Annotated in this window: 23 protein-coding genes; 20 read left to right on the top strand and 3 right to left on the bottom strand. The window is 30.3% G+C overall.

Annotated elements, in window-relative coordinates; genetic code table 11:
* Positions 1-19 precede the first annotated feature (19 nt).
* Together Lupro_RS07575 and Lupro_RS07570 are read left to right on the top strand one after the other, a co-directional pair.
* A complete protein-coding gene (locus Lupro_RS07575) occupies positions 20-1477 on the top strand; it encodes a sensor histidine kinase (RefSeq protein ID WP_068208174.1) in 1458 nt (485 codons plus the stop codon).
* A gap of 4 nt (positions 1478-1481) precedes the next feature.
* On the top strand, positions 1482-2258 hold the full coding sequence (locus tag Lupro_RS07570) for an enoyl-CoA hydratase/isomerase family protein (RefSeq protein WP_068208171.1): 777 nt from the start codon (positions 1482-1484) through the stop codon (positions 2256-2258).
* A gap of 37 nt (positions 2259-2295) precedes the next feature.
* Here the strand turns inward: Lupro_RS07570 and Lupro_RS07565 are convergent, their stop codons facing one another.
* The 3 genes from Lupro_RS07565 to Lupro_RS07555 all read right to left on the bottom strand — a co-directional run bounded on the left by Lupro_RS07565 (position 2296) and on the right by Lupro_RS07555 (position 3963).
* Positions 2296-2949, bottom strand: coding sequence for an HD domain-containing protein (locus tag Lupro_RS07565; protein ID WP_068208168.1), 654 nt, complete (start codon positions 2947-2949; stop codon positions 2296-2298).
* Between the two features lie 170 nt (positions 2950-3119).
* Positions 3120-3512: a hypothetical protein gene (locus Lupro_RS07560; protein WP_068208166.1), complete on the bottom strand. Its 393-nt coding sequence runs from the start codon at positions 3510-3512 to the stop codon at positions 3120-3122.
* Between the two features lie 40 nt (positions 3513-3552).
* The gene (locus tag Lupro_RS07555) at positions 3553-3963 is read right to left on the bottom strand and encodes a BrxA/BrxB family bacilliredoxin (protein WP_068208163.1); all 411 of its coding nucleotides are present in this window, start codon (positions 3961-3963) and stop codon (positions 3553-3555) included.
* 195 nt (positions 3964-4158) lie between these two features.
* Here Lupro_RS07555 and Lupro_RS07550 point away from each other — a divergent pair, with 195 nt between their 5' ends.
* The 18 genes from Lupro_RS07550 to Lupro_RS07465 all read left to right on the top strand — a co-directional run bounded on the left by Lupro_RS07550 (position 4159) and on the right by Lupro_RS07465 (position 22283).
* On the top strand, positions 4159-4899 hold the full coding sequence (locus Lupro_RS07550; RefSeq protein WP_068208160.1) for a TerB family tellurite resistance protein: 741 nt from the start codon (positions 4159-4161) through the stop codon (positions 4897-4899).
* A gap of 305 nt (positions 4900-5204) precedes the next feature.
* Entirely contained in the window at positions 5205-8612 is a 3408-nt protein-coding gene (gene ileS, locus Lupro_RS07545; protein ID WP_068208158.1) for an isoleucine--tRNA ligase, read from the top strand.
* 4 nt (positions 8613-8616) lie between these two features.
* On the top strand, positions 8617-8994 hold the full coding sequence (locus Lupro_RS07540) for a TraR/DksA family transcriptional regulator (RefSeq protein WP_068208155.1): 378 nt from the start codon (positions 8617-8619) through the stop codon (positions 8992-8994).
* A gap of 113 nt (positions 8995-9107) precedes the next feature.
* Positions 9108-9704, top strand: a complete 597-nt coding sequence (locus Lupro_RS07535) for a lipoprotein signal peptidase (RefSeq protein WP_068208152.1) — start codon at positions 9108-9110, stop codon at positions 9702-9704.
* A 70-nt stretch (positions 9705-9774) separates the two neighbouring features.
* A complete protein-coding gene (locus tag Lupro_RS07530) occupies positions 9775-10107 on the top strand; it encodes an ArsR/SmtB family transcription factor (RefSeq protein WP_068208149.1) in 333 nt (110 codons plus the stop codon).
* Positions 10098-10715: a low molecular weight phosphatase family protein gene (locus tag Lupro_RS07525; RefSeq protein ID WP_068208146.1), complete on the top strand. Its 618-nt coding sequence runs from the start codon at positions 10098-10100 to the stop codon at positions 10713-10715. Before Lupro_RS07530 ends, Lupro_RS07525 begins: the two co-directional genes overlap by 10 nt.
* On the top strand, positions 10711-11757 hold the full coding sequence (gene arsB, locus Lupro_RS07520) for an ACR3 family arsenite efflux transporter (RefSeq protein WP_227807500.1): 1047 nt from the start codon (positions 10711-10713) through the stop codon (positions 11755-11757). Before Lupro_RS07525 ends, arsB begins: the two co-directional genes overlap by 5 nt.
* 82 nt (positions 11758-11839) lie before the next feature.
* Positions 11840-12430 carry a TetR/AcrR family transcriptional regulator gene (locus Lupro_RS07515; protein WP_068208141.1) on the top strand — a complete coding sequence of 197 codons (591 nt, stop codon included), beginning with the start codon at positions 11840-11842 and terminating at the stop codon, positions 12428-12430.
* Positions 12431-12481: 51 nt separating this feature from the next.
* Positions 12482-13783, top strand: coding sequence for a TolC family protein (locus Lupro_RS07510; RefSeq protein WP_068208137.1), 1302 nt, complete (start codon positions 12482-12484; stop codon positions 13781-13783).
* The gene (locus tag Lupro_RS07505; RefSeq protein ID WP_068208135.1) at positions 13780-14838 is read left to right on the top strand and encodes an efflux RND transporter periplasmic adaptor subunit; all 1059 of its coding nucleotides are present in this window, start codon (positions 13780-13782) and stop codon (positions 14836-14838) included. Before Lupro_RS07510 ends, Lupro_RS07505 begins: the two co-directional genes overlap by 4 nt.
* Before the next feature lie 3 nt (positions 14839-14841).
* Positions 14842-17901 (top strand): efflux RND transporter permease subunit, encoded by a 3060-nt coding sequence (locus Lupro_RS07500; RefSeq protein ID WP_068208134.1) that lies wholly within the window; start codon positions 14842-14844, stop codon positions 17899-17901.
* Between the two features lie 108 nt (positions 17902-18009).
* Positions 18010-18867: a VIT1/CCC1 transporter family protein gene (locus tag Lupro_RS07495; protein ID WP_068208132.1), complete on the top strand. Its 858-nt coding sequence runs from the start codon at positions 18010-18012 to the stop codon at positions 18865-18867.
* A 126-nt stretch (positions 18868-18993) separates the two neighbouring features.
* Complete coding sequence (locus Lupro_RS07490) at positions 18994-19323, top strand: ArsR/SmtB family transcription factor (RefSeq protein ID WP_068208130.1); 330 nt, start codon at positions 18994-18996, stop codon at positions 19321-19323.
* Between the two features lie 49 nt (positions 19324-19372).
* Entirely contained in the window at positions 19373-19609 is a 237-nt protein-coding gene (locus tag Lupro_RS07485; RefSeq protein WP_068208128.1) for a thioredoxin family protein, read from the top strand.
* 12 nt (positions 19610-19621) lie between these two features.
* The gene (locus Lupro_RS07480) at positions 19622-19999 is read left to right on the top strand and encodes a rhodanese-like domain-containing protein (protein WP_068208127.1); all 378 of its coding nucleotides are present in this window, start codon (positions 19622-19624) and stop codon (positions 19997-19999) included.
* A 12-nt stretch (positions 20000-20011) separates the two neighbouring features.
* Positions 20012-20989 (top strand): permease, encoded by a 978-nt coding sequence (locus tag Lupro_RS07475; RefSeq protein ID WP_068208123.1) that lies wholly within the window; start codon positions 20012-20014, stop codon positions 20987-20989.
* A gap of 19 nt (positions 20990-21008) precedes the next feature.
* Positions 21009-21371: a carboxymuconolactone decarboxylase family protein gene (locus Lupro_RS07470; RefSeq protein ID WP_068208122.1), complete on the top strand. Its 363-nt coding sequence runs from the start codon at positions 21009-21011 to the stop codon at positions 21369-21371.
* Positions 21372-21374: 3 nt separating this feature from the next.
* Positions 21375-22283, top strand: a complete 909-nt coding sequence (locus Lupro_RS07465) for a cation diffusion facilitator family transporter (RefSeq protein WP_068208121.1) — start codon at positions 21375-21377, stop codon at positions 22281-22283.
* The last annotated feature ends 24 nt before the right edge of the window (positions 22284-22307 follow it).

The following is a 22307-nucleotide window of genomic DNA, read 5'->3' as shown; positions in this document are numbered from 1 at the left end:
AAACAATAAATTTGATTGGATGAAATTAAAACAACTTTCTTTACGTATTCGTATATTTTTGTCAATGATATTGCTTGTTTTATTAGCTTCAATATTAATTGCTGCCATTACTATTTATCAGTATAAAGAACAAACTAGCGAGTATAATAAAGGAAGGTTAGACAGAAAAGAAGCATCTGTAAAAGCCGCAATAAACTTTTGGCTAAATTCTTCACAAAACTCATATCCAATAGTTACAGAAAAGTTAGCTGCTATATTTAAAGATAAAATTTATGAGATTTCTGATATTGAAAATTTAGAAATTAACATTTATGATTTAGATGGAAAATTAGTTAAAAGTTCTCATTCTGGATTTGTAAAAAGTGATGCGCCAATTAACTTATCTGATACAGTTTTAGCTAAAATTGCTAATAATTTTAAGCATCATTATGTTGAAACAAAGATAATAAAGAGAAATACCTTTCAATCCTCATACTCATATATAACCGATAACAAATTTAAACCAATAGGAATTTTAAATTTGCAATATGTTCAAGATAATTCGGTTCAGGATAGAGATTTAGTAGAGTTCTTATACCGTTTATTAATGGTATATATTTTAATGTTTGCTGTGGCAATTTTATTGGCATATTTTATATCTAGCTATATTACAAGGTCTATTAAAGCAGTTACAGATAAAATACAAAGAACAAGGTTAGATGAGCGTAATGAAAAAATTATATTGAAAGATGCGAGTTCAGAAATTTTCACACTAGTGAATGCTTATAATGAAATGATTGATGAATTAGAAGAAAGTGCTGTAAAATTAGCAAAGGGAGAACGAGAACAAGCTTGGCGTGAAATGGCTAAACAAGTTGCCCATGAAATTAAAAACCCGTTAACACCAATGCGTTTAACGGTACAAAGTTTTCAGCGAAAATTTAATGCGAATGACCCAAATATTTATGATAAAGTAAACGAATTTAGTAAAACATTAATTCAACAAATAGATACGATGAGTTCCATTGCATCTGCCTTTTCAACTTTTGCTAAAATGCCAGTTCAAAAAAGTGAAGAATTAAATGTTGTTGAAGTTGTAAAACACGCATTAGATATTTTTACAGAGGATTATATTTCTTATTTTCCAAAGCAGAAAGTAATTATTGCAAAATTGGATAAAGCTCAGTTGATTAGAATTATCACGAATTTAATAAAGAACGCTGTCCATGCATTAGATGAAACTGAAAATAAACAAATTGAAGTTTCTGTTGAAGAAGATAATGAAAGTGTTATTATTAAAGTTGCAGACAATGGTAAAGGAATTTCTAATGAAGATAAAATACGTGTGTTTGAGCCTAAATTTACTACAAAATCGAGTGGTATGGGGTTGGGTTTGCCAATGGTAAAAAACATTGTAGAAACCTATGGAGGAAAAATTACATTTACATCACAAATAAATAAAGGAACCGTTTTTAAAATAGTATTACCTAAAAAATAATTTTATGGATTTTGAAAATATATTAGTTGAGCAAAAAGACAAAATAGCAGTAATTACAATAAATAGACCATCTAAACTAAATGCATTAAATAAAAATACAATTGAAGAATTGCACGAAGCTTTTAAGAGTTTAGATGCAACTACTAAAGTTAAAGTTATCCTTATTACTGGTAGTGGAGAAAAAGCTTTTGTTGCAGGTGCTGATATTTCTGAATTTGCAAATTATTCCATTGAAGAAGGAACTGAACTTGCAAGAAATGGACAGGAGCTATTATTTGATTTTGTTCAAAATTTAAGTACTCCTGTAATAGCAGCAATAAATGGTTTTGCTTTAGGTGGAGGTTTAGAATTAGCCATGGCTTCACACTTTAGAGTTGCAAGTACAAATGCAAAAATGGGGTTGCCAGAAGTTTCCTTAGGTGTAATTCCAGGTTATGGAGGTACACAACGTTTACCTCAGCTAGTTGGTAAAGGAAAAGCTATGGAAATGATAATGACGGCAGGAATGATTTCTGCTGAAGAAGCTAAAGATTGGGGATTAGTAAACAACGTAGTTGAACAGGAAGAGTTATTGCCTTTTTGTAAAAAAATAGCAACCAAAATAGCAAGAAATTCATCAGTTGCAATTGCTGCAGCCATAAAATCTATCAATGCTAATTATAAGAATGCTGTAAATGGATTTGATGTTGAAATTGAGCAATTTGGTAAAAGTTTTGGTACCAGTGATTTTAAAGAAGGAACCACTGCTTTTTTAGAAAAGAAAAAACCAAATTTTGAATAAAAATTAAATAAAAAAGCAGCTTTAATTTGCGTATAATTTATTTAAGCCCATCCCACTCATTAAAAAACTGTTTGAGAAACGTTTCCATGTATTGATGGCGTTCTTCAGCAATTTTTTTACCAGTTTCTGTGTTCATGTTGTTTTTTAATAACAATAATTTTTCGTAAAAATGATTTATTGTGGGAGCTTCAGAATTTTTATATTCCTTTTTTGTTAGATTTAGGTTTGGTTTAATTTCAGGATTGTACAATGGTCTATTTTTAAACCCTCCATAATTAAAAGTTCGTGCAATACCTATAGCTCCAATGGCATCCAATCTGTCAGCATCTTGAATAACATCTAATTCAGGGGATGTGAATGTTTGCTCAAAATTTCCGCCTTTATAAGAAATATTTGTAATTATATTTTCAATATGAATTATTATTGATTCTTTAACAAGTTGACTTTTTAAAAATGCACGAGCAATTTTAGGGCCAATGGTTTCATCTCCATTGTGAAATTTTGAATCGGCAATATCATGTAACAAAGCTCCTAATTCTACAATAAATAAATCAACATTTTCATGTTGGGCTATTAACTTAGAATTGTTCCATACACGCAATACGTGAAACCAGTCATGGCCACCTTCAGCATTTTTTAAAGTGGCTTTAACAAAGGTTTCTGTATTGGAAATTATTTGTTGTTTATTCATTTTCTAAAAATAAAAAGAGGCTGTCTGAAAAGCAATTATACTTGTCATTTTGAACAAAGTGAAAAATCTCAACATCTTGATATATAAGTGTTTAATTTCAAGGAGATTCTTCATTTACATTCAGAATGACACTTTTTAGACAACCTCTTAAAAATATATTTTAATCTTTTTTAATTAATTGCCGTACACTTACCATTTACACAAGTTAGTTGTGTAGGAGGTAATACAATAGAACAATCAGAAATAATATTCCATTTTATATTAAAAGCGGCTTCATTTTTGGTATAGGTAGCTACCTTTTCTTTTAACAACCCAACATTAATAGAAGTGCTAAATACTAAATAACTCCAAGGTCCTCCACAGGGTTTACTGCCAAAGGCAATAAAATTACACATAGTGTTTTCAGTACAAGTTCCTTTAGAAACTAATAGTTCAATTTCTTCTTTTAAATTATCTAATTCAAGCCGTTCTTCTTCTCTTTGGCTTATATCAGAATTGTTAGAGCAACTTAGGATGGTAGCTAATATTACAATTGCTTTTAAGAGGTGTTTAAAAACTTTCATATGTATTTAATTACTTCAAAAATGGATTAAAGATAATATTTTAGCAATGCTCTTCGTAAGCTCCAGCTAAATTAGAAGCAATAACTTCAGCAGGTCTACCTTCAATATGATGGCGTTCTAGCATATGAACCAATACCCCATCCTTAAATAAAGCAATTGAAGGTGATGATGGAGGAAAAGGAGCCATGTTTTCACGTGCTTTTGCAGTGGCGTCAGCATCTACTCCTGCAAAAACAGTTACCAAATTAGCAGGTGTTTTATCGTATTGTAAAGAAAGAATTGCACCTGGGCGAGCTGTACCTGCGGCACAACCACAAACCGAGTTTACAACAACTAATGTTGTTCCTTCTTTTTTCAATGTTTCTTCTACTTCTTGAGCTGTATGAAGTGACGTAAAACCTACATTTTCTAGCTCTTCTTGCATTGGTTTTACCAATTCTGGTGGATACATATTTTTATTTTTTTAGTTATACAATATTTAAGGTACAAACCTACATAATTTTTTTGTTTTGAAATTATTTTAAAAACAAAAAACAATCAAAAGAACCTCGTTTACAAATAATTATAAATATTTTAACAACTGTAGCAAATATTAATAGAAAGGATACTAACAATTAGGTGTATATTTGAAAACTAAAAAATAAAAATGGCAAATTTTATTAAATGGCTTGGAGCTGGATTAGGATTTACTTTGGGAGGGCCTATTGGAAGTATTTTAGGTTATGCTGTTGGAAATTTAATTGATGGTTTTACAAAAGGAGATGTTGAAAGAGCTAGAGCATATAGAAATACTAGTAGAACAAGCCATTCAGGTGATTTTGAAATTAGTTTATTGCTTTTATCTTCCGTTGTAATTAAGGCTGACGGAAAAGTAGATCAAAGAGAATTGTCTTATGTAAGAAATCATTTTATAAAAATGTATGGAGAGCAAAGAGCTACAAATGCATTTAAATTATTTAAAGGATTTATAAAGAATAATAAAATTTCTACAAGGCAAGTTTGCTTACAAATTAGGCAAAATTTAACGCATGCTTCTCGATTGCAATTGATTCATTTTTTATTTGGTATTGCAAAATCTGATGGTTTTGTCAATGAAGCAGAAGTAAACTCAATTAAAACAATTGCAGGTTATTTATATATAAATCAATATGATTTTGAATCTATAAAGGCAATGTTTTACAATAGTACTGAAAGTGCATATAGAATTTTAGGAGTTGATAAAACGGCGAGCAGAGAAGAAATTAAAATAGCATATAGAAAAATGGTAAAAAAATACCATCCAGATAAACTACAGCATTTGGGAGAAGAACATGTAAAAGGAGCCAAAGAAAAGTTTACACAAGTTCAAAAGGCTTATGAAGAATTGCAAAAAGAACAAAAAATATAGTAGCTATTTTTTTATTGAGATTTAATTTTATAAAAAGAAGAGTTTCCTTTTAGATACTTTTTAACGCCCATATTGCATTTTTTCCGAAGTATAAATAACTTTTTAGATATGGAATTCTTTTCACCTTCTTATATGAATTTAAAATAATTTACTGAATCATTTTACAGTCTAAAATATATATAAATATAAAGTTAAATTAAAACTTTAAATTTCAACATATCAAGTGATTAATTTTTTGCTTATTATAAAATGATATTTTCAATAAAATACGTAATTTCGCAAACTAATTGATTTAAAGGCATAAAATGAGTAAAAAATTCAGAGAATATAAAGGATTGAACCTCACTAAAGTAGCAGAAGAAACTTTAGCGATATGGGAAGCAGAGCATATTTTCGAAAAAAGTATCACTACTAGAGATAAAAATAAACCATTCGTATTTTTTGAAGGGCCTCCTTCAGCAAATGGTTTACCAGGAATTCATCACGTAATGGCACGTGCAATTAAAGATATTTTTTGTAGGTATAAAACCTTACAAGGTTTTCAGGTAAAGCGTAAAGCAGGTTGGGATACTCATGGATTACCAATTGAATTGGGTGTTGAAAAAGAATTAGGAATTACCAAAGAAGATATAGGAAAAAAAATTACCGTTGAAGCATATAATGAAGCTTGTAAAAAAGCAGTAATGCGTTATACCGATGTTTGGGAAGATTTAACACGCCGTATGGGCCATTGGGTTGATATGCATGACCCGTATGTAACATACAAATCAAAATATATGGAAACGGTTTGGTGGTTATTAGCCCAACTGTATAAAAAAGGATTGATTTATAAAGGGTATACAATACAGCCATATTCACCAAAAGCAGGTACAGGTTTAAGCTCACATGAATTAAATCAGCCAGGAACCTATCAAGATGTTACAGACACTACAGTTGTAGCACAATTTAAAGCAATTAAAAACACATTGCCTAATTTTTTACAAGAAATAGATGGTGATATTTACTTTTTAGCTTGGACAACAACTCCTTGGACATTACCTTCTAACACAGCACTTACAGTTGGAAAAAAAATAGACTATGTTGTTGTGAAATCATTCAATCAGTATACATTTAAACCGATGAATGTAATTTTAGCTAAAAATTTAGTTGAAAAGCAATTTTCAAAAAAATTCTTTGCAGTTGAAAATGAAACTCAACTTTCAGAATATAAAGAGGATGAAAAAAAAATTCCATATGTCATTGTAAAAGAGTTTAAAGGAACAGCATTCTTGGAGTCTAAATACGAACAGTTAATGCCTTATGCACTTCCATACCAAAACCCTGAAAATGCCTTTAGAGTAATTGCCGGGGATTTTGTAACTACTGAAGATGGTACGGGAATTGTGCATACTGCTCCAACATTTGGTGCTGATGATGCCATGGTTGCTAAAAAAGCAATACCAGAAGTTCCACCAATGCTAGTATTAGATGATAATGGAAATCCAGTGCCTTTAGTTAATTTACAAGGAAAATTTACCAAGCATATGAAAGAATATGCAGGGAAATATGTAAAAAACGAATATTATATAGATGAACCGGCTCCTGCACGTTCTTTAGATGTTGAAATTGCTATTCAGTTAAAAGAAGAAAATAAAGCATTCCATGTTGAAAAGTATCGCCACAGTTATCCACACTGTTGGAGAACAGATAAACCTATATTATATTATCCATTAGACTCTTGGTTTATAAAGGTGACTGATAAACGAGATAGGATGTTTGAATTAAATGAAACTATTAATTGGAAACCAAAATCAACAGGAGAAGGTCGTTTCGGTAATTGGTTAAAAAATGCCAACGACTGGAATTTATCTCGTTCACGTTATTGGGGTATTCCTTTACCAATTTGGAGAACTGAAGATGGCACTGAAGAAATAATGATAGGCTCTGTTGAAGAGTTGAAAGCTGAAATAGCAAAAGCTGTTGAAGCAGGGTTTATGGAAGCTGATATTTTTGACGATTTTGAAGTTGGGAATATGAGTGAAGAAAACTATGATAAAATTGATTTGCATAAAAATGTAGTTGATACTATTACATTAGTTTCACCTTCAGGAAAACCAATGAAACGCGAATCAGATTTAATTGATGTTTGGTTTGATTCTGGCTCTATGCCGTATGCGCAATGGCATTATCCTTTTGAAAATAAAGAGCTAATAGACGAGAAAAAATTCTTTCCAGCCGATTTTATTGCAGAAGGTGTTGATCAAACTCGAGGATGGTTTTATACCTTGCATGCAATTGGAACCATGGTTTTTGATTCGGTAGCCTATAAAAATGTAGTGTCTAATGGATTGGTGTTAGACAAAGAAGGTAAAAAAATGTCGAAACGTTTAGGAAATGCAGTGGATCCATTTGAAACAATGGATAAATATGGTGCAGATGCAACACGCTGGTATATGATTTCAAATGCAAATCCGTGGGATAATTTAAAATTTGATATTGAAGGAATTGATGAGGTTAGACGCAAATTCTTTGGAACGCTGTATAATACCTATTCTTTCTTTTCTTTGTATGCAAACTTAGATGGGTTTACGTATGCTGAAGATGAAATAGCTATAGAAAAAAGACCTGAAATAGACCGTTGGGTTTTATCAGAATTAAATACATTAATTAAGAATGTTGAAAAATTTTACGAAGAATATGAACCAACCAAAGCCGCAAGAGCTATACAAGATTTTGTTTCAGAATATGTTAGTAATTGGTTTGTTCGTTTAAGTAGAAGACGCTTTTGGAAAGGAGAATATGGGGAAGATAAAATTTCTGCTTACCAAACGTTATATACGTGTATGGTTACAGTTGCTAAATTAGCCTCACCAATTGCTCCATTCTTTATGGATAATATTTACAAAGATTTAACAAGTGTTTCAGGAAAAGAAAATTTTGAATCTATACATTTAACCTCTTTTCCAATCTATGATAAAAGTTTAATTGATGGTAAATTAGAGCATAAAATGCAACAAGCCCAAAAAATATCATCTATGGTTTTATCATTGCGTAAAAAGGAAATGATAAAAGTACGTCAGCCATTACAACGAATAATGATTCCCGTTTTGAATAATGAGGAAAGAGAAGAAATTTTAGCAGTTGAAAATTTAATAAAATCGGAAGTAAATGTTAAAGAAATTGAGTTAATAGATGATGCTTCAGGTATATTGGTAAAAACAATAAAACCTAATTTTAAAGTACTAGGCCCTAAGTATGGAAAAGACATGAGGTTTGTGGCACAAGCAATTCAAAATTTAACCCAGGATGACATAGCAATTGTTGAAAAACAAGGAAAAATTCCTATAGAAATAGCAGGAAATATTGTAAATTTAACCATTGCAGAAGTTGAAATCACATCGCAAGATATAGAAGGGTGGTTAGTTGCAAACCAAGGAAATTTAACCGTGGCTTTAGATGTAACAATTACAGATGATTTACGTAAAGAAGGAAATGCAAGAGAGTTGGTAAATAGAGTTCAAAACTTACGTAAAGAATCAGGATTAGATGTTACCGATAAAATTAAGCTAGTTATTCAAAAAAATGATATATTAGAGCAATCAATTTTAGCAAATGAACAATATATTAAAGCTGAAACGTTAACAAAAGAATTGGTATTTGAAGAGATGTTAGAAAAAGGTATTGAAATTGTATTTGACAATGTAAATACAAAGATATTAATAGAAAAAATATAGGATTATGAATGAAAATAATAGATATTCCGACAAAGACTTAGCTGAATTTAAAGAGATAATTTTAAAAAAAATAAGCAATGCTGAAGAAGATTTAGCATTGATAAAAAGTGCATTTAAAAATGACAGTAATAATGGGACTGATGATACTTCACCTACATTCAAAGCTTTTGAGGAAGGATCAGAAACCATGTCTAAAGAAGCAAATGTGCAATTAGCAATTCGTCAAGAAAAGTTTATAAGAGACTTAAAAAATGCATTGTTGCGTATTGAAAACAAAACATACGGTATTTGTAGAGTTACAGGTAAATTAATTCAAAAAGAACGATTGAAATTAGTACCACACGCAACGTTAAGTATCGAAGCTAAAAGAATGCAACAATAATCAATCTAAAATAAGCTATTAAAAAAGAGTTAAACGTTAATTATAAAAATAAATAACACAAAGTTTAACCCTTTTTTAATAGCTTTTATTTTCAATATATAAAATAACTAAAATTGAAAAAAGCACTATTTATCATAGTTTTGGTTTTATTAATAGACCAAATTAGCAAAATTTATATTAAAACTAATTTTTTTTACGGAGAAGAAGTTGTAGTTTTTGATTGGTTTAGAATTCATTTTATTGAGAACAATGGAATGGCTTGGGGTGCTGAATTTGGGGGTAAAGCAGGAAAATTATTTTTAACTATTTTTAGATTATTTGCAATTACGGGCATAGGCTATTGGTTATATACTTCTGTTAAAAAAAAGGCGCATACTATATTAATTGTCGCTATATCACTAATTTTTGCTGGAGCTATGGGAAATATTATAGACTCTGTTTTTTATGGAACTATATTTAATACACCTGGAGGTTTAAATATAGCTACATTATTTTCAGACAAACCTTATGGTAAATTATTTTTTGGCAAAGTTGTAGATATGTTATACTTTCCAATGTGGAGCGGTAATTTACCTTCTTGGATACCCTTTTATGGCGGTAAACCCTTTACTTTTTTCAATGCTATTTTTAATGTAGCAGATACTGCAATTTCTACAGGTGTTGGTTTGTTAATTGTTTTTAACAAGAAAGTATTCCCCAAAGAAGTATAAATTAAATTTTAATAAAAGTATATTTATAATAATTATTTATCGTAATATTGCAATAAAACGATATATTAATATGGGTATTACAAAATTTGAAAAATTTAACGAAGAACAAAATAAAATTTCACAGGCTGCAAAAGCTTTTGCACATCCTGCCAGAATAGCTATTTTACAACAGTTATTTAAATTAAATACCTGTGTTTGTGGAGACTTGGCTCTTGAAATAGGCTTGGCTCAATCTACAACTTCACAACACCTAAAAGAGCTAAAAAATGTTGGTTTAATTAAAGGAACAATTGAAGGAACAAGTGTTTGCTATTGTATTGATGAAAAAGTTTGGGAAGAATTTAAACAACTTTTTATCTCATTTTTTAATGAATATAACAATTCTAAGATACAATGCTGTTAAAAAAAATAAAAAATACAATTGATTTTTTAAAAACTAAAAAAATCTCTAACGAGAGGAAGCAAATTTTACAACCTCTAATTAATTATATACAATCAAAGGTTTCAGAAAATAAAAATGTTAATTTAAACTTTATTTGTACACATAATTCAAGAAGGAGTCATTTATCACAAGTTTGGGCACAAGCAGTTGCACATTATTTTAACGTAAAAAATGTACATTGCTATTCTGGAGGTACTGAAGCTACTACATTGTATCCAATAATTGTGCAAACATTAGAACAGGTAGGGTTTGAGATTAATAAATTATCTGAAAGTGGGAATAAAGTATATAGCATTAAATATGCTGAAAATGAACATCCTGTTATCGGGTTTTCTAAAATATTTGACAATTTATTCAATCCTAAAAATAAATTTGCTGCAATCATGACATGTTCACATGCCAATGCCAATTGTCCTTTTATTCCTGGAGCAGAAAAACGTATCCCTATAGAATATGAAGATCCAAAGGAATTTGACAATACACCCCAGCAAAAGGAAAAATACCAAGAACGAAGTAATCAAATTGCAGTTGAAATGTTATATGTTTTTTCACAAATTAAAATAAATTAATTTCAATGACAACAATCAAAAAAAATTAAATTTTCTCGATAGTTATTTAACTTTATGGATATTTGTTGCTATGGCTCTGGGTGTTGGAATAGGTTATTTTTTACCTTCATTTCCAACCCTTATTAATTCATTTAATAGTGGCTCTACCAATATTCCAATAGCAATTGGTTTAATTGTGATGATGTACCCACCTTTAGCCAAAGTTAATTATGCACTATTGCCAAAAGTATTTCAAAATGTAAAAATTTTAGCTATTTCTTTAGTATTGAACTGGATAATAGGACCAGTACTTATGTTTATACTTGCGCTTACTTTTTTGCAAGATTACCCAGAATATATGGTAGGGCTAATTTTAATAGGGTTGGCTCGTTGTATTGCTATGGTTTTAGTTTGGAATGATCTTGCAGAGGGAAGTAGTGAATATGGAGCAGGATTAGTTGCGTTAAATAGTATTTTTCAAGTTTTTGCATATAGTTTTTATGCCTGGTTGTTTATAACAGTATTACCACCTTACTTTGGGTTTGAAGGAGCTATTGTTGATATATCTATTGCAACCATTGCGGAGAGTGTAGCTATCTATTTAGGGTTACCTTTTGTTTTAGGAATTTTAAGCAGAATGATTTTAGTTAAACTAAAAGGAGAAGAGTGGTATACCAAAAAATTTATTCCTACTATTTCACCATTAACTCTTATTGCCTTATTATTTACTATTGTAGTTATGTTTTCTCTAAAAGGCGAGTTAATTGTTAAAATACCTATGGATGTATTAATAATAGCAGTGCCATTACTTATTTATTTTAGCTTAATGTTCATTATTGGATTTTTCTTTACCAAAGCAATGGGTGCAGAATATGATAAAACAGCAGCAGTTGCATTTACAGCAGCAGGAAATAATTTTGAATTAGCTATTGCGGTATCCATTGCTGTTTTCGGTTTAAACTCAGGACAAGCATTTACTGGTGTTATTGGGCCTTTGGTTGAAGTCCCTGCATTGATTTTATTAGTGCGAGTTTCTTTTTGGTTAAAGAAAAAGTATTATTAAAATAAATTTTTATGTATTATTTTGTGAATTGTAATTATTACAATACTTTTGTAAGCGATTACTTACATACTTGTATGCTGTTATGTTAAGATTAAGTACTGAAACCAGGCAAGCTCAAATAAAAGAAGCTACTTTAGATATAATTTCAAATGAAGGTTTAGCAAAACTTTCCATAAAAAATTTAGCAGCAAAGGTTGGAGTTAGTGAAGGAGCTATTTACAGACATTTTAAAAGTAAAAGAGGTATTCTTTTATCAATAATTAAAGATGTTTATAATAATTTAGTTGTAAATCAAAAAGAGGTTGCCAATTCAAACATGGTACCATCTATTAAGTTATTTACGTTTTTTTGTAAACAAATTAAGTATTTAATTCATAATAAGGGTATCACTATTTTACTATTTACTGAAGCTACACATGCAAACGACTCAGAATTAAAAGAAAAACTTTTACAAATTTTAAAATCACAAAAACTTTTACTAATTCAAATTGTTCAAGAAGGAATTTCACATGGTTTGTGGAATAAAAATATTGATGTAAATGATTTTGCTACCATTTATATGGGAATTCCTATAATATTAAACATTGAACTGGTTTTAAATAAAAAGGACTTTAATCATGAAGCGTTTTGTAATAAAATGTTTGTGCTTTTAGAGCGCATATTAAAATATTAAAAAATTTACACAAATAAGTAAGTAAGTGTTCACAAACATAAATAATTAGAAATGAAAAATAAAATTTTAATAATAGTTTTAATTCTGTTTTTTGTAACCCCTCCGTTGCTTAAAGCTCAGAAAGTTACAAATATTCAAGATTTATTTAGTGCTTTAAAAAAGCATCCACAAACAAAAGGTGATGCTTTAGCATTTGAAAAAGCAAAAACAGGAAAACAATTAGCATATAGCGCTTTGTTCCCCAAAATTACTGCATTTGGTACTTATGATAATACATCTGTTCCAACAGGGTTAATACCTCTACCTCCAAATGATTTAATGCCTTTAGTTAATAACCAAAGTATACCTCAACCATTTAGTGAAGAAATATATAGAGTAGGAATTAGTATTTCAATGCCAGTATTTATAAAATCTATTTATACTATGGTAAGTAAAGCGAAATATATGCAACAATCTGCCAAGGCAAAAAAACATATTAATTTATTACAATATGAAGCTATTATAGTTAGCTCAAATGCTAATTTACAATATATAAAAGCTTTAACAGAAGCACTTGAAAGTAAAAAACAATCACTTTTAAAAACGAAAGAAATAATTGCTTTAAAAGTAAAAAATGGAAGGGCTTCAGGTTCAAGTTTATTAATTATTAGTAATGGAGTAAACCAAGTAGAAGCTACCAAAAATGAAATTGCTATTAATAGAGGGAAAATAATAGAAACTATTGAAACATTAACAGGAATTAGAGTGGAAAACCCAGTAGATATGCTTGAAATTAATAAAAGTATAGATACAAGTGCTATGGAAGCATTAGAACCTTTAAAACAAAAAGTTTTTGCTGATAAATTAAACTATAGAGCTGAAAAAGAAAAGTTATTACCATCTATTTTGCTTAGAGGAAACTATAATCACAGCTTTGCAAATGCATATAATAATGATATTGCAATTGATGAAAATTACACCACATTTGGTTTAGTAGTAAGCATGCCTCTTTTTAATAAAAGTCAATATACTCAAATTAAAAAAAGTAAAATAATCTACAAATCTACCCAAAATGAGTTCTCTAGATTGGAATTATCACTTAAATCACAAGTAAATCAATTAGAGAATAGCCTAAAGTTATTATATAAGTCGGAAAGACTGTATCAACAAAATGTGAAAGAAAAAGAAAATATTTTACATATAGCTAAAGTAAGCTATCAATTAAATAGAATATCTATTGAAGATTATTTAAAATATGAAGACGATTTAGTGTTGGAAAAATCAAAATTATACAAAGCACAAGCTGAAAAATGGCAAACACTTATGAAGTTGGCTGTAATTTATGGTAATAACATTGAAAATTTAGTAAAATGAAAACAATAAAAAACAAAAAAACAATAGGCATAATTGCAGTAGTTGTAATTATACTTTTAGCAATTTTTGCTGTACTAAATGCTAAACGAAAAGAAGCCGCATTACCAATAGCTAAAGAATATGGTATTGTAGTTTCAACCATTAAACCTGAATTAAAAGAGGTAGCCTTAACACTTCCTTATTTAGCGCAAACTGAAAATGATAAAGATGTTAATTTATCATCAAAAGTAACAGCACGTGTTAATTTTATACAGCCAAGTGGCACAAAAGTTAAAAAAGGAGCAATTATTGCACGATTAGATAATACTTCCATTCAAACCAACTCAGCTAGTTTAAAATCACAAATAAAAGCGACTCAAACTTCGCTTAAAAATTTAGAAGAAACACATCAAAGAACTAAAGAATTACTAGCTATTAAGGGTGCTTCTATTGAACAATATCAAAAAGAAGAAAGTAGCATAGAAACTTTAAAAGCTAAATTAAATGCTTTACAACAAAATCAAATAAATGTAGCTAATACACTAACGTACTCTACTATTTTGTCACCAGTTGATGGTATTATTTCAAAAACATTGGTCAATAAGGGAGACATGTGTTTACCAGGGCACCCTGTGGCAACTATTAGGGCTACCAATGGTTTTTATTTGCTACTAAGAGTTCCTACAAATCTAACTATATATGGCGTTAATTTTAAAAATGAAAATTATTCGGCCATTGCATTAAACAGCACTTTTAACAGCTTAGCAGAATACAAAGTATATGTTAACTCAAAAGGGTTTACAACAGGCGATAGAATAGAAGTTAATGTTATTGTTTTTAAAGGAGAAGCAATAAAATTACCTTTTGATGCTATTTTAAATCGTGATGGAGAAAGTTTTGTGTTAGCAAAAGAAAATGATAAGGCAAAAGCGATTCCTGTAACTATAATCCAATCAGGAGAAGAAGGGGTTGTAATTAGTAATCCAGCTATTGTAGGTAAAGAAATTATTGTTGCCAAGCAGGATATTTTATTGAGACTTTTGGGAGGTACAAACATCACAACTCAAAAAAACTAAGCTATGTTCAACTATTTTTATAAACGCCCTTATACACTATATGCCATCATAGCAGGTTTCTTTATTATGGGCATAGTAGCCTTAATTACATTACCAAAAAATCTATTTCCAGATGCTAACCCACCACAGGTCATTGTTATTACAAATGTTCCTGGAGCTACTGCACAAGTAGCAGCAAATACGGTTTCAAAACCTATTGAACAAGAAATTTCAAGATTGGGTTTAGTAACAGATGTAAGTTCTGTAAACGTTGCCAATTTCTCTATAGTAAAAGCTGATTTTGGATATAAAAAGGATTTAAATGCTGCTGCTGTTGATGTGGCTAATGCCTTATCCATTGCAAAAGGAAAATTGCCTTCGAATGTAAATCCAGCTATTTATACGGCTGGTGATTTTACCTTACCAGTAGATGTAATCTCTTTAAGTCCTAAAAACAGCGACATAAATATTGCAGATATTAGTAAAATAGCAGAGAGTTTTATCAAGCCTTATTTGTTGAGTAACCCTGAAATTGGAAACGTGGAAGTGTTTGGGGGATATGAAAGTGCGGTAAACATTGAAGTAGATCCGTTTAAAGCGAAACGCTATCATGTAAATTTTGAATCCATATCAAAAGCAATTCAAGTATTAAATAAAGATATGCCCATTGGGTTTGTTAAAGGTGAAAATAGCTTTTATACCATTACTTTTTATGGTGAGAAAGATGAAATAGAGAAAATTAAAAATATACATATTTTGCCAAATGTTCGGTTAAAAGATGTGGCGGATGTTGTTTGGGGGTATAAAAAACGTACCAGTGGTTATATTGGCAATGCAAAACCCGCTATTGCCCTAGCTATTCAACGTGCTCCTGGAGGAAGTGTGCTTGATGTTAGTAAGGCAGCCAGAGCTGAAATGAAAAAATTAGAGGCGCAATATCCAAACATTAAATTTGAAATTTCGGATACCCAACGAAACCTTATCGAATTAGCGAACTCTAATATGCTAGACGCTTTACGAGATGCCATTATTTTTACACTTATTGTGGTGCTATTTTTCTTAGGAAATTTTAGAGCCATTATTGCGGCTGGTTTATCAATACCTATGGTATTTTTTGCAACTATGGCGGTAATTTGGTTAACAGGTGGCGAACTAAATATCGTTATTTATACTGCTATTATTTTAGCGCTGGGTATGTTAACCGATGATGCGGTGGTTGTTTTGGAAAATGTTGAACGGCATCTTAACGAGCTAAAAGAAGATTTAGAAACAGCCATTATTAAAGGAACCAAAGAAGTTATAGCCCCTGTTTTTGCTGGAACCATATCTACCATTGCTATTATATTTCCTTTAATGTTTATTGGTGGGTTTCCTGAAAAAATATTTAAACCTTTAATTTTCACCTTAATAATTGCGCTTGTAATATCATTTTTTATATCCATTACATTTATTCCTCAATTATTAAAAGTGTTGTATAAAAATGGGTTTAGAAAAACAAAAGTAGAATTATGGTTTGACAAAGCTTATAATAATTCTATAGGAAGATTGGTAGAACCTTATGTAAATGTGATTAAGTTTTCTAACGGAAAACGCAAAGTTTTAAGAAGATTAGCATTAACCGTTGGTGTGGTAGTATTATTAGCAGTAAGTATGGGTAGTATTATGCCAACCATTGGTAAAGATGCTATGCCACCAATGGATACTGGAATTATTAAAGCACAAATTGCCTTTAGTGCGAATGAAACTGTAAATAGTGCGGAGAAAAAAGTGGCACCCTTCTTAACCTGGTTGCATACCCAAGATTGGGCAGATAAAAGTTCTGTGGCATTTGGAACAGAACCGGGTGTATTAAGTTTAGGTAGCGGAAATTTACCTTCGGAAGCTACCATTACCATAAACTGTGTAGATCGTTTTCATAGAAAATTAACGATGTGGGAAATAGAAGATATTCTACGTGATAAACTTTCAGAATTAGAAGGGCTAAAACGCAATGATGTTTTTGATTTTGGTGCAACAGCCTTATCCTCAGTAAAAGCACCGTTAGTAGTTCGTCTAAAATCACCTGTTGTAGATGGATTAACTGATAAAACACATCAAGTAAGTGCCGCAATTGCTTCTATTAAAGGCTTAACATCGGTTTCTACAAGTTGGGATAAAGATGTAAGTGAAATCGTATTGGATATTGATGAAAATAAAGCCTTGAGTTATGGTTTAACACCTTATCAAATAGCGATGCAAATTCCGGTTAAGGGTCAAGTAGTTGGCTTAAATGCCAATTTGCAATCTATGAATACGCAATATGTGCGTCTGTATCTAAAAGGAAAATTTAGTCAAAATGAGCAAACCTTGCGCTTATTGCCTATTCAATCAAAATTTGGTGAAATTCCATTGGAGTCGTTAGCAAAAATTTCCAAACAACTCACTTATGCTAAAATCGAACGCGATAAAATGTTGTATAGTGTAGATGTAAGTGGTTATCGTGCCAAACGCCCTATTACACATTTAACAGATGATGCCGATGCAGCTTTAAGTAATATTAAAAACTTAAAAGATGTGGTGGTTACACAAGAAGGTGATATTCAAACCATAAATGATAGTTTCGGTAGAATGATGAAAGCCATTGCTTTAGGTATTGTGTTATTATTAATGGTTTTAATAGCCATCTACAAATCTGTTAAAATGGGTTTTATTATGATATTGGTACTGCCGTTATCATTAATAGGTGCTGCTTGGGGAATGTTGCTGTTTCATAAACCAAGTTGTATGCCAAGTTTGTTAGGTATTTTACTGCTCTTTGGTATTATTATTAAAAATGCTGTATTGCTGATAGACTTTTATCAACATCACCGTGCTAGTGGAGAAACACCGTTTGAAAGTGCTATTGAGAGTGTACGCGTACGTTTTCGTCCTGTGCTAATGACTGCTTTTGGTACTATTGCGGGTATGATTCCAATAGCACTAGAACACGCAGTTGGGTTAGAGCGATTAAGTCCGTTGGCTGATGTTGCCATTGGTGGCTTATTAATTGGAACACTTTTAACCTTAATATACGTACCTATTTATGCGTATTCAGTTGACACATAAAATGGTTAGTAGAAGATATTTTAATTAGCAATCTTTTTATAAATACTAAAATAATTAAACTATATTTAAAATATATAGATTGAAATAGAATAAATTAGGAATATCAATATGAATAAAATAGTAAAGCAGCAACAAAATGAAATAACGGAACATTTAATTTATGCCGAATTAGCTAAAATTAGTACAGATAAAAAAAATATTGAGATACTTTATGAAATTTCTAGTCAAGAACTAAGCCATTATGAGTTTTGGAAAGGAATTACAAAAAAAGAAATAAAACCAAATAAATGGAAAATAAAAAAATATGTTTGGCTAGCTAAAATGTTTGGTCTATCATTTTCATTGCGATTAATGGAAATGGGAGAAAGTGAGGCAAGTAAATTTTACAGTTCTATTGCAGAGAAATACCCAGAAGCACTAACTATCCAAGAAGAAGAGCTTCAGCATGAACAAAAATTAATAGGAATTTTAAATGATAATCGTTTAAACTATGCAGGATCTATTGTATTAGGATTAAATGATGCTTTAGTTGAATTTACAGGAACTTTAGCGGGTTTAACCTTTGCTTTTTCAAATAACAAAATAGTTGGTGCAACTGGACTTATTATGGGGTTTGCAGCATCTCTTTCTATGGCGGCATCAGGTTATTTATCTTCAAAAGAAGAGGAAGAAAATGAAAAGATAAATCCAATAACAGCTGCAATTTATACAGGAGTATCATATATTCTTACAGTTGTTTTTTTAGTTGCTCCTTATTTAATATTGGATAATCCATACCTAGCATTAGGATTAATGCTATTAACAACAGTATTAATTATTGCCGGCTATACATACTATATTTCAGTGGCTAAAATACTATCTTTTAAAAAAAGATTTATACAAATGGCTGTTATTTCTATTGGAGTAGCAGCAATTTCCTTTGGAATAGGGACTATCATAAAACAAATATTTGGAGTAAATATTTAAGAAACATTAATTTAATTCAAAACTAAATGTTTTAAATAACAAGTGTAAAGAATGGTTCTTATAACCAAGGAATTCTTTTTAAGAAGAGTTGATTAAAATATTAATCGTATATTTGCGATAGGAAAAATGAAAAGAAATTTAAAAGAAATAGAATATAAGGATCATACCGAAGAATTAGCTCGTTTTGCTAAGGCTTTAGGGCATCCAACTCGTATTGCAATTTTAAAAAGATTGGAAAATGAATCTTGTTGTTTTACGGGCGACTTGGTGGAAGAATTACCGTTGGCACAATCTACTATTTCGCAACATTTAAAAGAATTAAAAACAGCAGGATTAATTCAAGGCGAGTTGAAACCACCAAAAATAAAATATTGTATCAATCAAGAAAATTGGAGTAAAGCAAAACAATTATTTGAGGATTTATTTAACAGTAAAGCACAAAAAACTAAACACTAAAAAAATATAATTACACAATCGCTTATTTGCGATAAACAAATAAAAAATAATGAGTAAAACTATTAAAATATTAGGAACAGGTTGTACAAAATGTAAAAATACCATAGCAATAGTTGAACACGTTGTGAAAGAAAATAATATTGATGCCATAATTGAAAAGGTGGAGGATATTATGGAAATTATGAAATACAACGTGCTTTCAACACCTGTTTTGGTTGTTGATGAAGAAATTAAAATTAAAGGAAGAGTTCCTTCAAAAAAAGAAATAGAAGAACTATTAAAGTAAAAAATTAAAATCATGAAATTAGCAAATCAAATTTGCCCATCCACTACTATGGGTAAGATAAAAAATGGCGCATTAATTGTTGATGTAAGAAAAACTGAAGAAGTAGCAAGTGTTACTTTTGATGTACCAAATTACATAAATATTCCAATAGATGAATTAGAAGAAAGGTTTAACGAAATACCTAAAGACAAAGAAATTGTAATGGTTTGTTTAAGTGGAGAAAGAAGTTTAAAAACTACCTATTTTTTAATGAATAATGGTTTTGAAAATGTATTTAATATGGATGGAGGCATTATAAAATGGGTTTCTAAAAATTTTCCAACTAAAGGAGATGTTGCCTCACTGCTTGCTATGTCAAGTTGTGATTGCTCTCAATCTAATTGCTGCTAATAAATATTAATTATGTTTGATTGGATTCAACATTTAGCAGATTGGGTTGTTTATGACACCTTACATTTGATTAAAGGACAGCATTTAGCAGAAGCCTTAAACTTTTTTATATATGATAGTATAAAAATTCTTCTTTTGCTTTTTGTAATTATCTTTTTTATGGGGATAATTAATAGTTATTTCCCAATTGAAAAAGTTCGTAACTTCTTATCTCGTAATAAACTATTTGGATTTGAATATTTAATGGCAAGTCTTTTTGGAGTGGTTACACCGTTTTGTTCTTGCTCATCTGTTCCATTGTTTATTGGTTTTGTAAGAGGTGGCATTCCGCTGGGCGTCACTTTTGCATTTTTAGTAACCTCACCTTTAGTAAATGAAGTGGCTATTGGTCTTTTTTTAGGCCTTTTTGGCGTAAAAATAACAGTTATTTATGTTATAAGTGGTGTATTGTTAGGCTTAATAAGCGGACTTATATTAAGTCGTTTTAAATTAGAGCGGTTTCTAACACCTTGGGTAAAAGAAGTTTTAGCGAGTGCAGAAAGAGATGAAGAAGCTTTTGTGGCAGAAAAAACACCTTTTATAAAACGATTACCCATAATTTGGGATGAAGTTTTAAAAATTGTTAAAGGGATTATTATTTATGTACTAATAGGGATAGCTATTGGTGGCTTAATGCACGGTTATATTCCACACGGTTTTTTTGAACAGTATATGAGCAAAAACAACTTCTTTGCCGTGCCTTTGGCAACCATTTTAGCAGTGCCAATGTATTCAAATGCATCAGGAATTTTACCCGTAGTGCAAGTACTTGTTTCAAAAGGAATTCCTATAGGAACAGCAATTGCATTTATGATGGGAGTGGTAGGATTATCATTTCCTGAAGCTATGCTTTTGAAAAAAGTAATGACTTTTAAATTAATAGGAATATTCTTTGGAGTAGTAACACTATGTATTATTATTTCAGGATATGTATTTAATATAATTTTATAGAATTTTAAATTTAAATGTGATGGAAACACAAAAACCAACAGTACCACAAATTATTTCAAAAATGAAAGAATCAATGAATGGAGAATTACCAAATGTGGTAAAATTAGTAAGTGAAAAAATGCCAGAAATGTTGTACGAGCAAATTAGAAGTAATATGTTCGCTATGCCAGAAAACGGAGCGCTAGAAAATGAAACCAGAACCTTAATTTATTTAGGAGTAGCTATTGCTACAGGAAGTAAAACCTGTATTAAAGCCATGTTAAATAAAGCCAAGGCTCAAAATATTTCTAAAGAGAAATTAATTGAAACTTATAAAGTTGTGAGATATGCAGAATCTTCTAGAGTAATGGGAAATGCTGAAATGTTATTTGAAGAACTCTAAGTTATGAGCGAACACCATCACCACCATACCGTAGCATCAACAAACGATATTAATCGTTCGTTTATAATAGGAATTGCATTAAATGTAACTTATGTAATTATTGAACTATGGTATGGTTGGCGAAGTGGTTCAACCTCATTGTTATCCGATGCCGTTCATAATATAGGTGATATTTCAGGATTGGTATTAGCACTTGTTGCATTTAGAGTTCAAGCTATTAAACCATTTAATATATTTACTTACGGATTTAAAAAAGCATCTATTGTAGCTTCTTTTGTAAATTCTATTTTATTGGCATTCGCTATTGGAGCCATTGCTTGGGAAGGAATTCAACATATTCTAAATCCTTCACCAGTTAACGGAAATATAGTAATGGTTGTTGCTTTTATAGGTATTATAATCAATTTTGGGTCTGCATTGTTATTCAGAAAAAAAGGAAAAAGCGATTTAAATATTAAAGCCGCTTACTGGCATTTAATGGCTGATGCGTTGGTTTCATTAGGCGTTGTTTTTGCAGGTTTAATTATGAAATATACGGGCTGGTATTTTGTGGATGGACTGGCAGCTATAATTGTAGCTGTGGTTATTTTATTTAGCACTTGGAATTTATTTAAAGACAGTATTATTGGTGTTTTAGATGGCATTCCTTCTAATATTGATAAGCAAGAAATTATCAATCATATTTTAAAAGTAAAAGGAGTTATTGACATTCATCATATGCATATTTGGGGAATGAGTACTAACGAAAATGCACTAACCTGTCATATCTTAATTGGAAATATGGAAAATATAGCCTCAATTAAACAAAAAATAAAAGAAGAATTAGAAGCTCACAATATTAAACACAGCACTTTAGAGTTTGAAACAGCAGCAGAAGAATGTGAAGATATTAATCCTATAAATAATATATAAATCAGTTTAAATAATAATTTTAAT

This window comes from Lutibacter profundi (genome assembly GCF_001543325.1).
Taxonomy (GTDB): domain Bacteria; phylum Bacteroidota; class Bacteroidia; order Flavobacteriales; family Flavobacteriaceae; genus Lutibacter; species Lutibacter profundi.
This window is presented reverse-complemented; position numbering and strand designations above follow the sequence as displayed.

Coding starts and splice junctions, on each gene's coding strand:
- Lupro_RS07575 (WP_068208174.1), top strand. CDS start 20: ATGAAATTAAAACAACTTTCTTTACGTATTCGTATATTTTTGTCAATG.
- Lupro_RS07570 (WP_068208171.1), top strand. CDS start 1,482: ATGGATTTTGAAAATATATTAGTTGAGCAAAAAGACAAAATAGCAGTA.
- Lupro_RS07565 (WP_068208168.1), bottom strand. CDS start 2,949: ATGAATAAACAACAAATAATTTCCAATACAGAAACCTTTGTTAAAGCC.
- Lupro_RS07560 (WP_068208166.1), bottom strand. CDS start 3,512: ATGAAAGTTTTTAAACACCTCTTAAAAGCAATTGTAATATTAGCTACC.
- Lupro_RS07555 (WP_068208163.1), bottom strand. CDS start 3,963: ATGTATCCACCAGAATTGGTAAAACCAATGCAAGAAGAGCTAGAAAAT.
- Lupro_RS07550 (WP_068208160.1), top strand. CDS start 4,159: ATGGCAAATTTTATTAAATGGCTTGGAGCTGGATTAGGATTTACTTTG.
- ileS (WP_068208158.1), top strand. CDS start 5,205: ATGAGTAAAAAATTCAGAGAATATAAAGGATTGAACCTCACTAAAGTA.
- Lupro_RS07540 (WP_068208155.1), top strand. CDS start 8,617: ATGAATGAAAATAATAGATATTCCGACAAAGACTTAGCTGAATTTAAA.
- Lupro_RS07530 (WP_068208149.1), top strand. CDS start 9,775: ATGGGTATTACAAAATTTGAAAAATTTAACGAAGAACAAAATAAAATT.
- Lupro_RS07525 (WP_068208146.1), top strand. CDS start 10,098: ATGCTGTTAAAAAAAATAAAAAATACAATTGATTTTTTAAAAACTAAA.
- Lupro_RS07515 (WP_068208141.1), top strand. CDS start 11,840: ATGTTAAGATTAAGTACTGAAACCAGGCAAGCTCAAATAAAAGAAGCT.
- Lupro_RS07510 (WP_068208137.1), top strand. CDS start 12,482: ATGAAAAATAAAATTTTAATAATAGTTTTAATTCTGTTTTTTGTAACC.
- Lupro_RS07505 (WP_068208135.1), top strand. CDS start 13,780: ATGAAAACAATAAAAAACAAAAAAACAATAGGCATAATTGCAGTAGTT.
- Lupro_RS07500 (WP_068208134.1), top strand. CDS start 14,842: ATGTTCAACTATTTTTATAAACGCCCTTATACACTATATGCCATCATA.
- Lupro_RS07495 (WP_068208132.1), top strand. CDS start 18,010: ATGAATAAAATAGTAAAGCAGCAACAAAATGAAATAACGGAACATTTA.
- Lupro_RS07490 (WP_068208130.1), top strand. CDS start 18,994: ATGAAAAGAAATTTAAAAGAAATAGAATATAAGGATCATACCGAAGAA.
- Lupro_RS07485 (WP_068208128.1), top strand. CDS start 19,373: ATGAGTAAAACTATTAAAATATTAGGAACAGGTTGTACAAAATGTAAA.
- Lupro_RS07480 (WP_068208127.1), top strand. CDS start 19,622: ATGAAATTAGCAAATCAAATTTGCCCATCCACTACTATGGGTAAGATA.
- Lupro_RS07475 (WP_068208123.1), top strand. CDS start 20,012: ATGTTTGATTGGATTCAACATTTAGCAGATTGGGTTGTTTATGACACC.
- Lupro_RS07470 (WP_068208122.1), top strand. CDS start 21,009: ATGGAAACACAAAAACCAACAGTACCACAAATTATTTCAAAAATGAAA.
- Lupro_RS07465 (WP_068208121.1), top strand. CDS start 21,375: ATGAGCGAACACCATCACCACCATACCGTAGCATCAACAAACGATATT.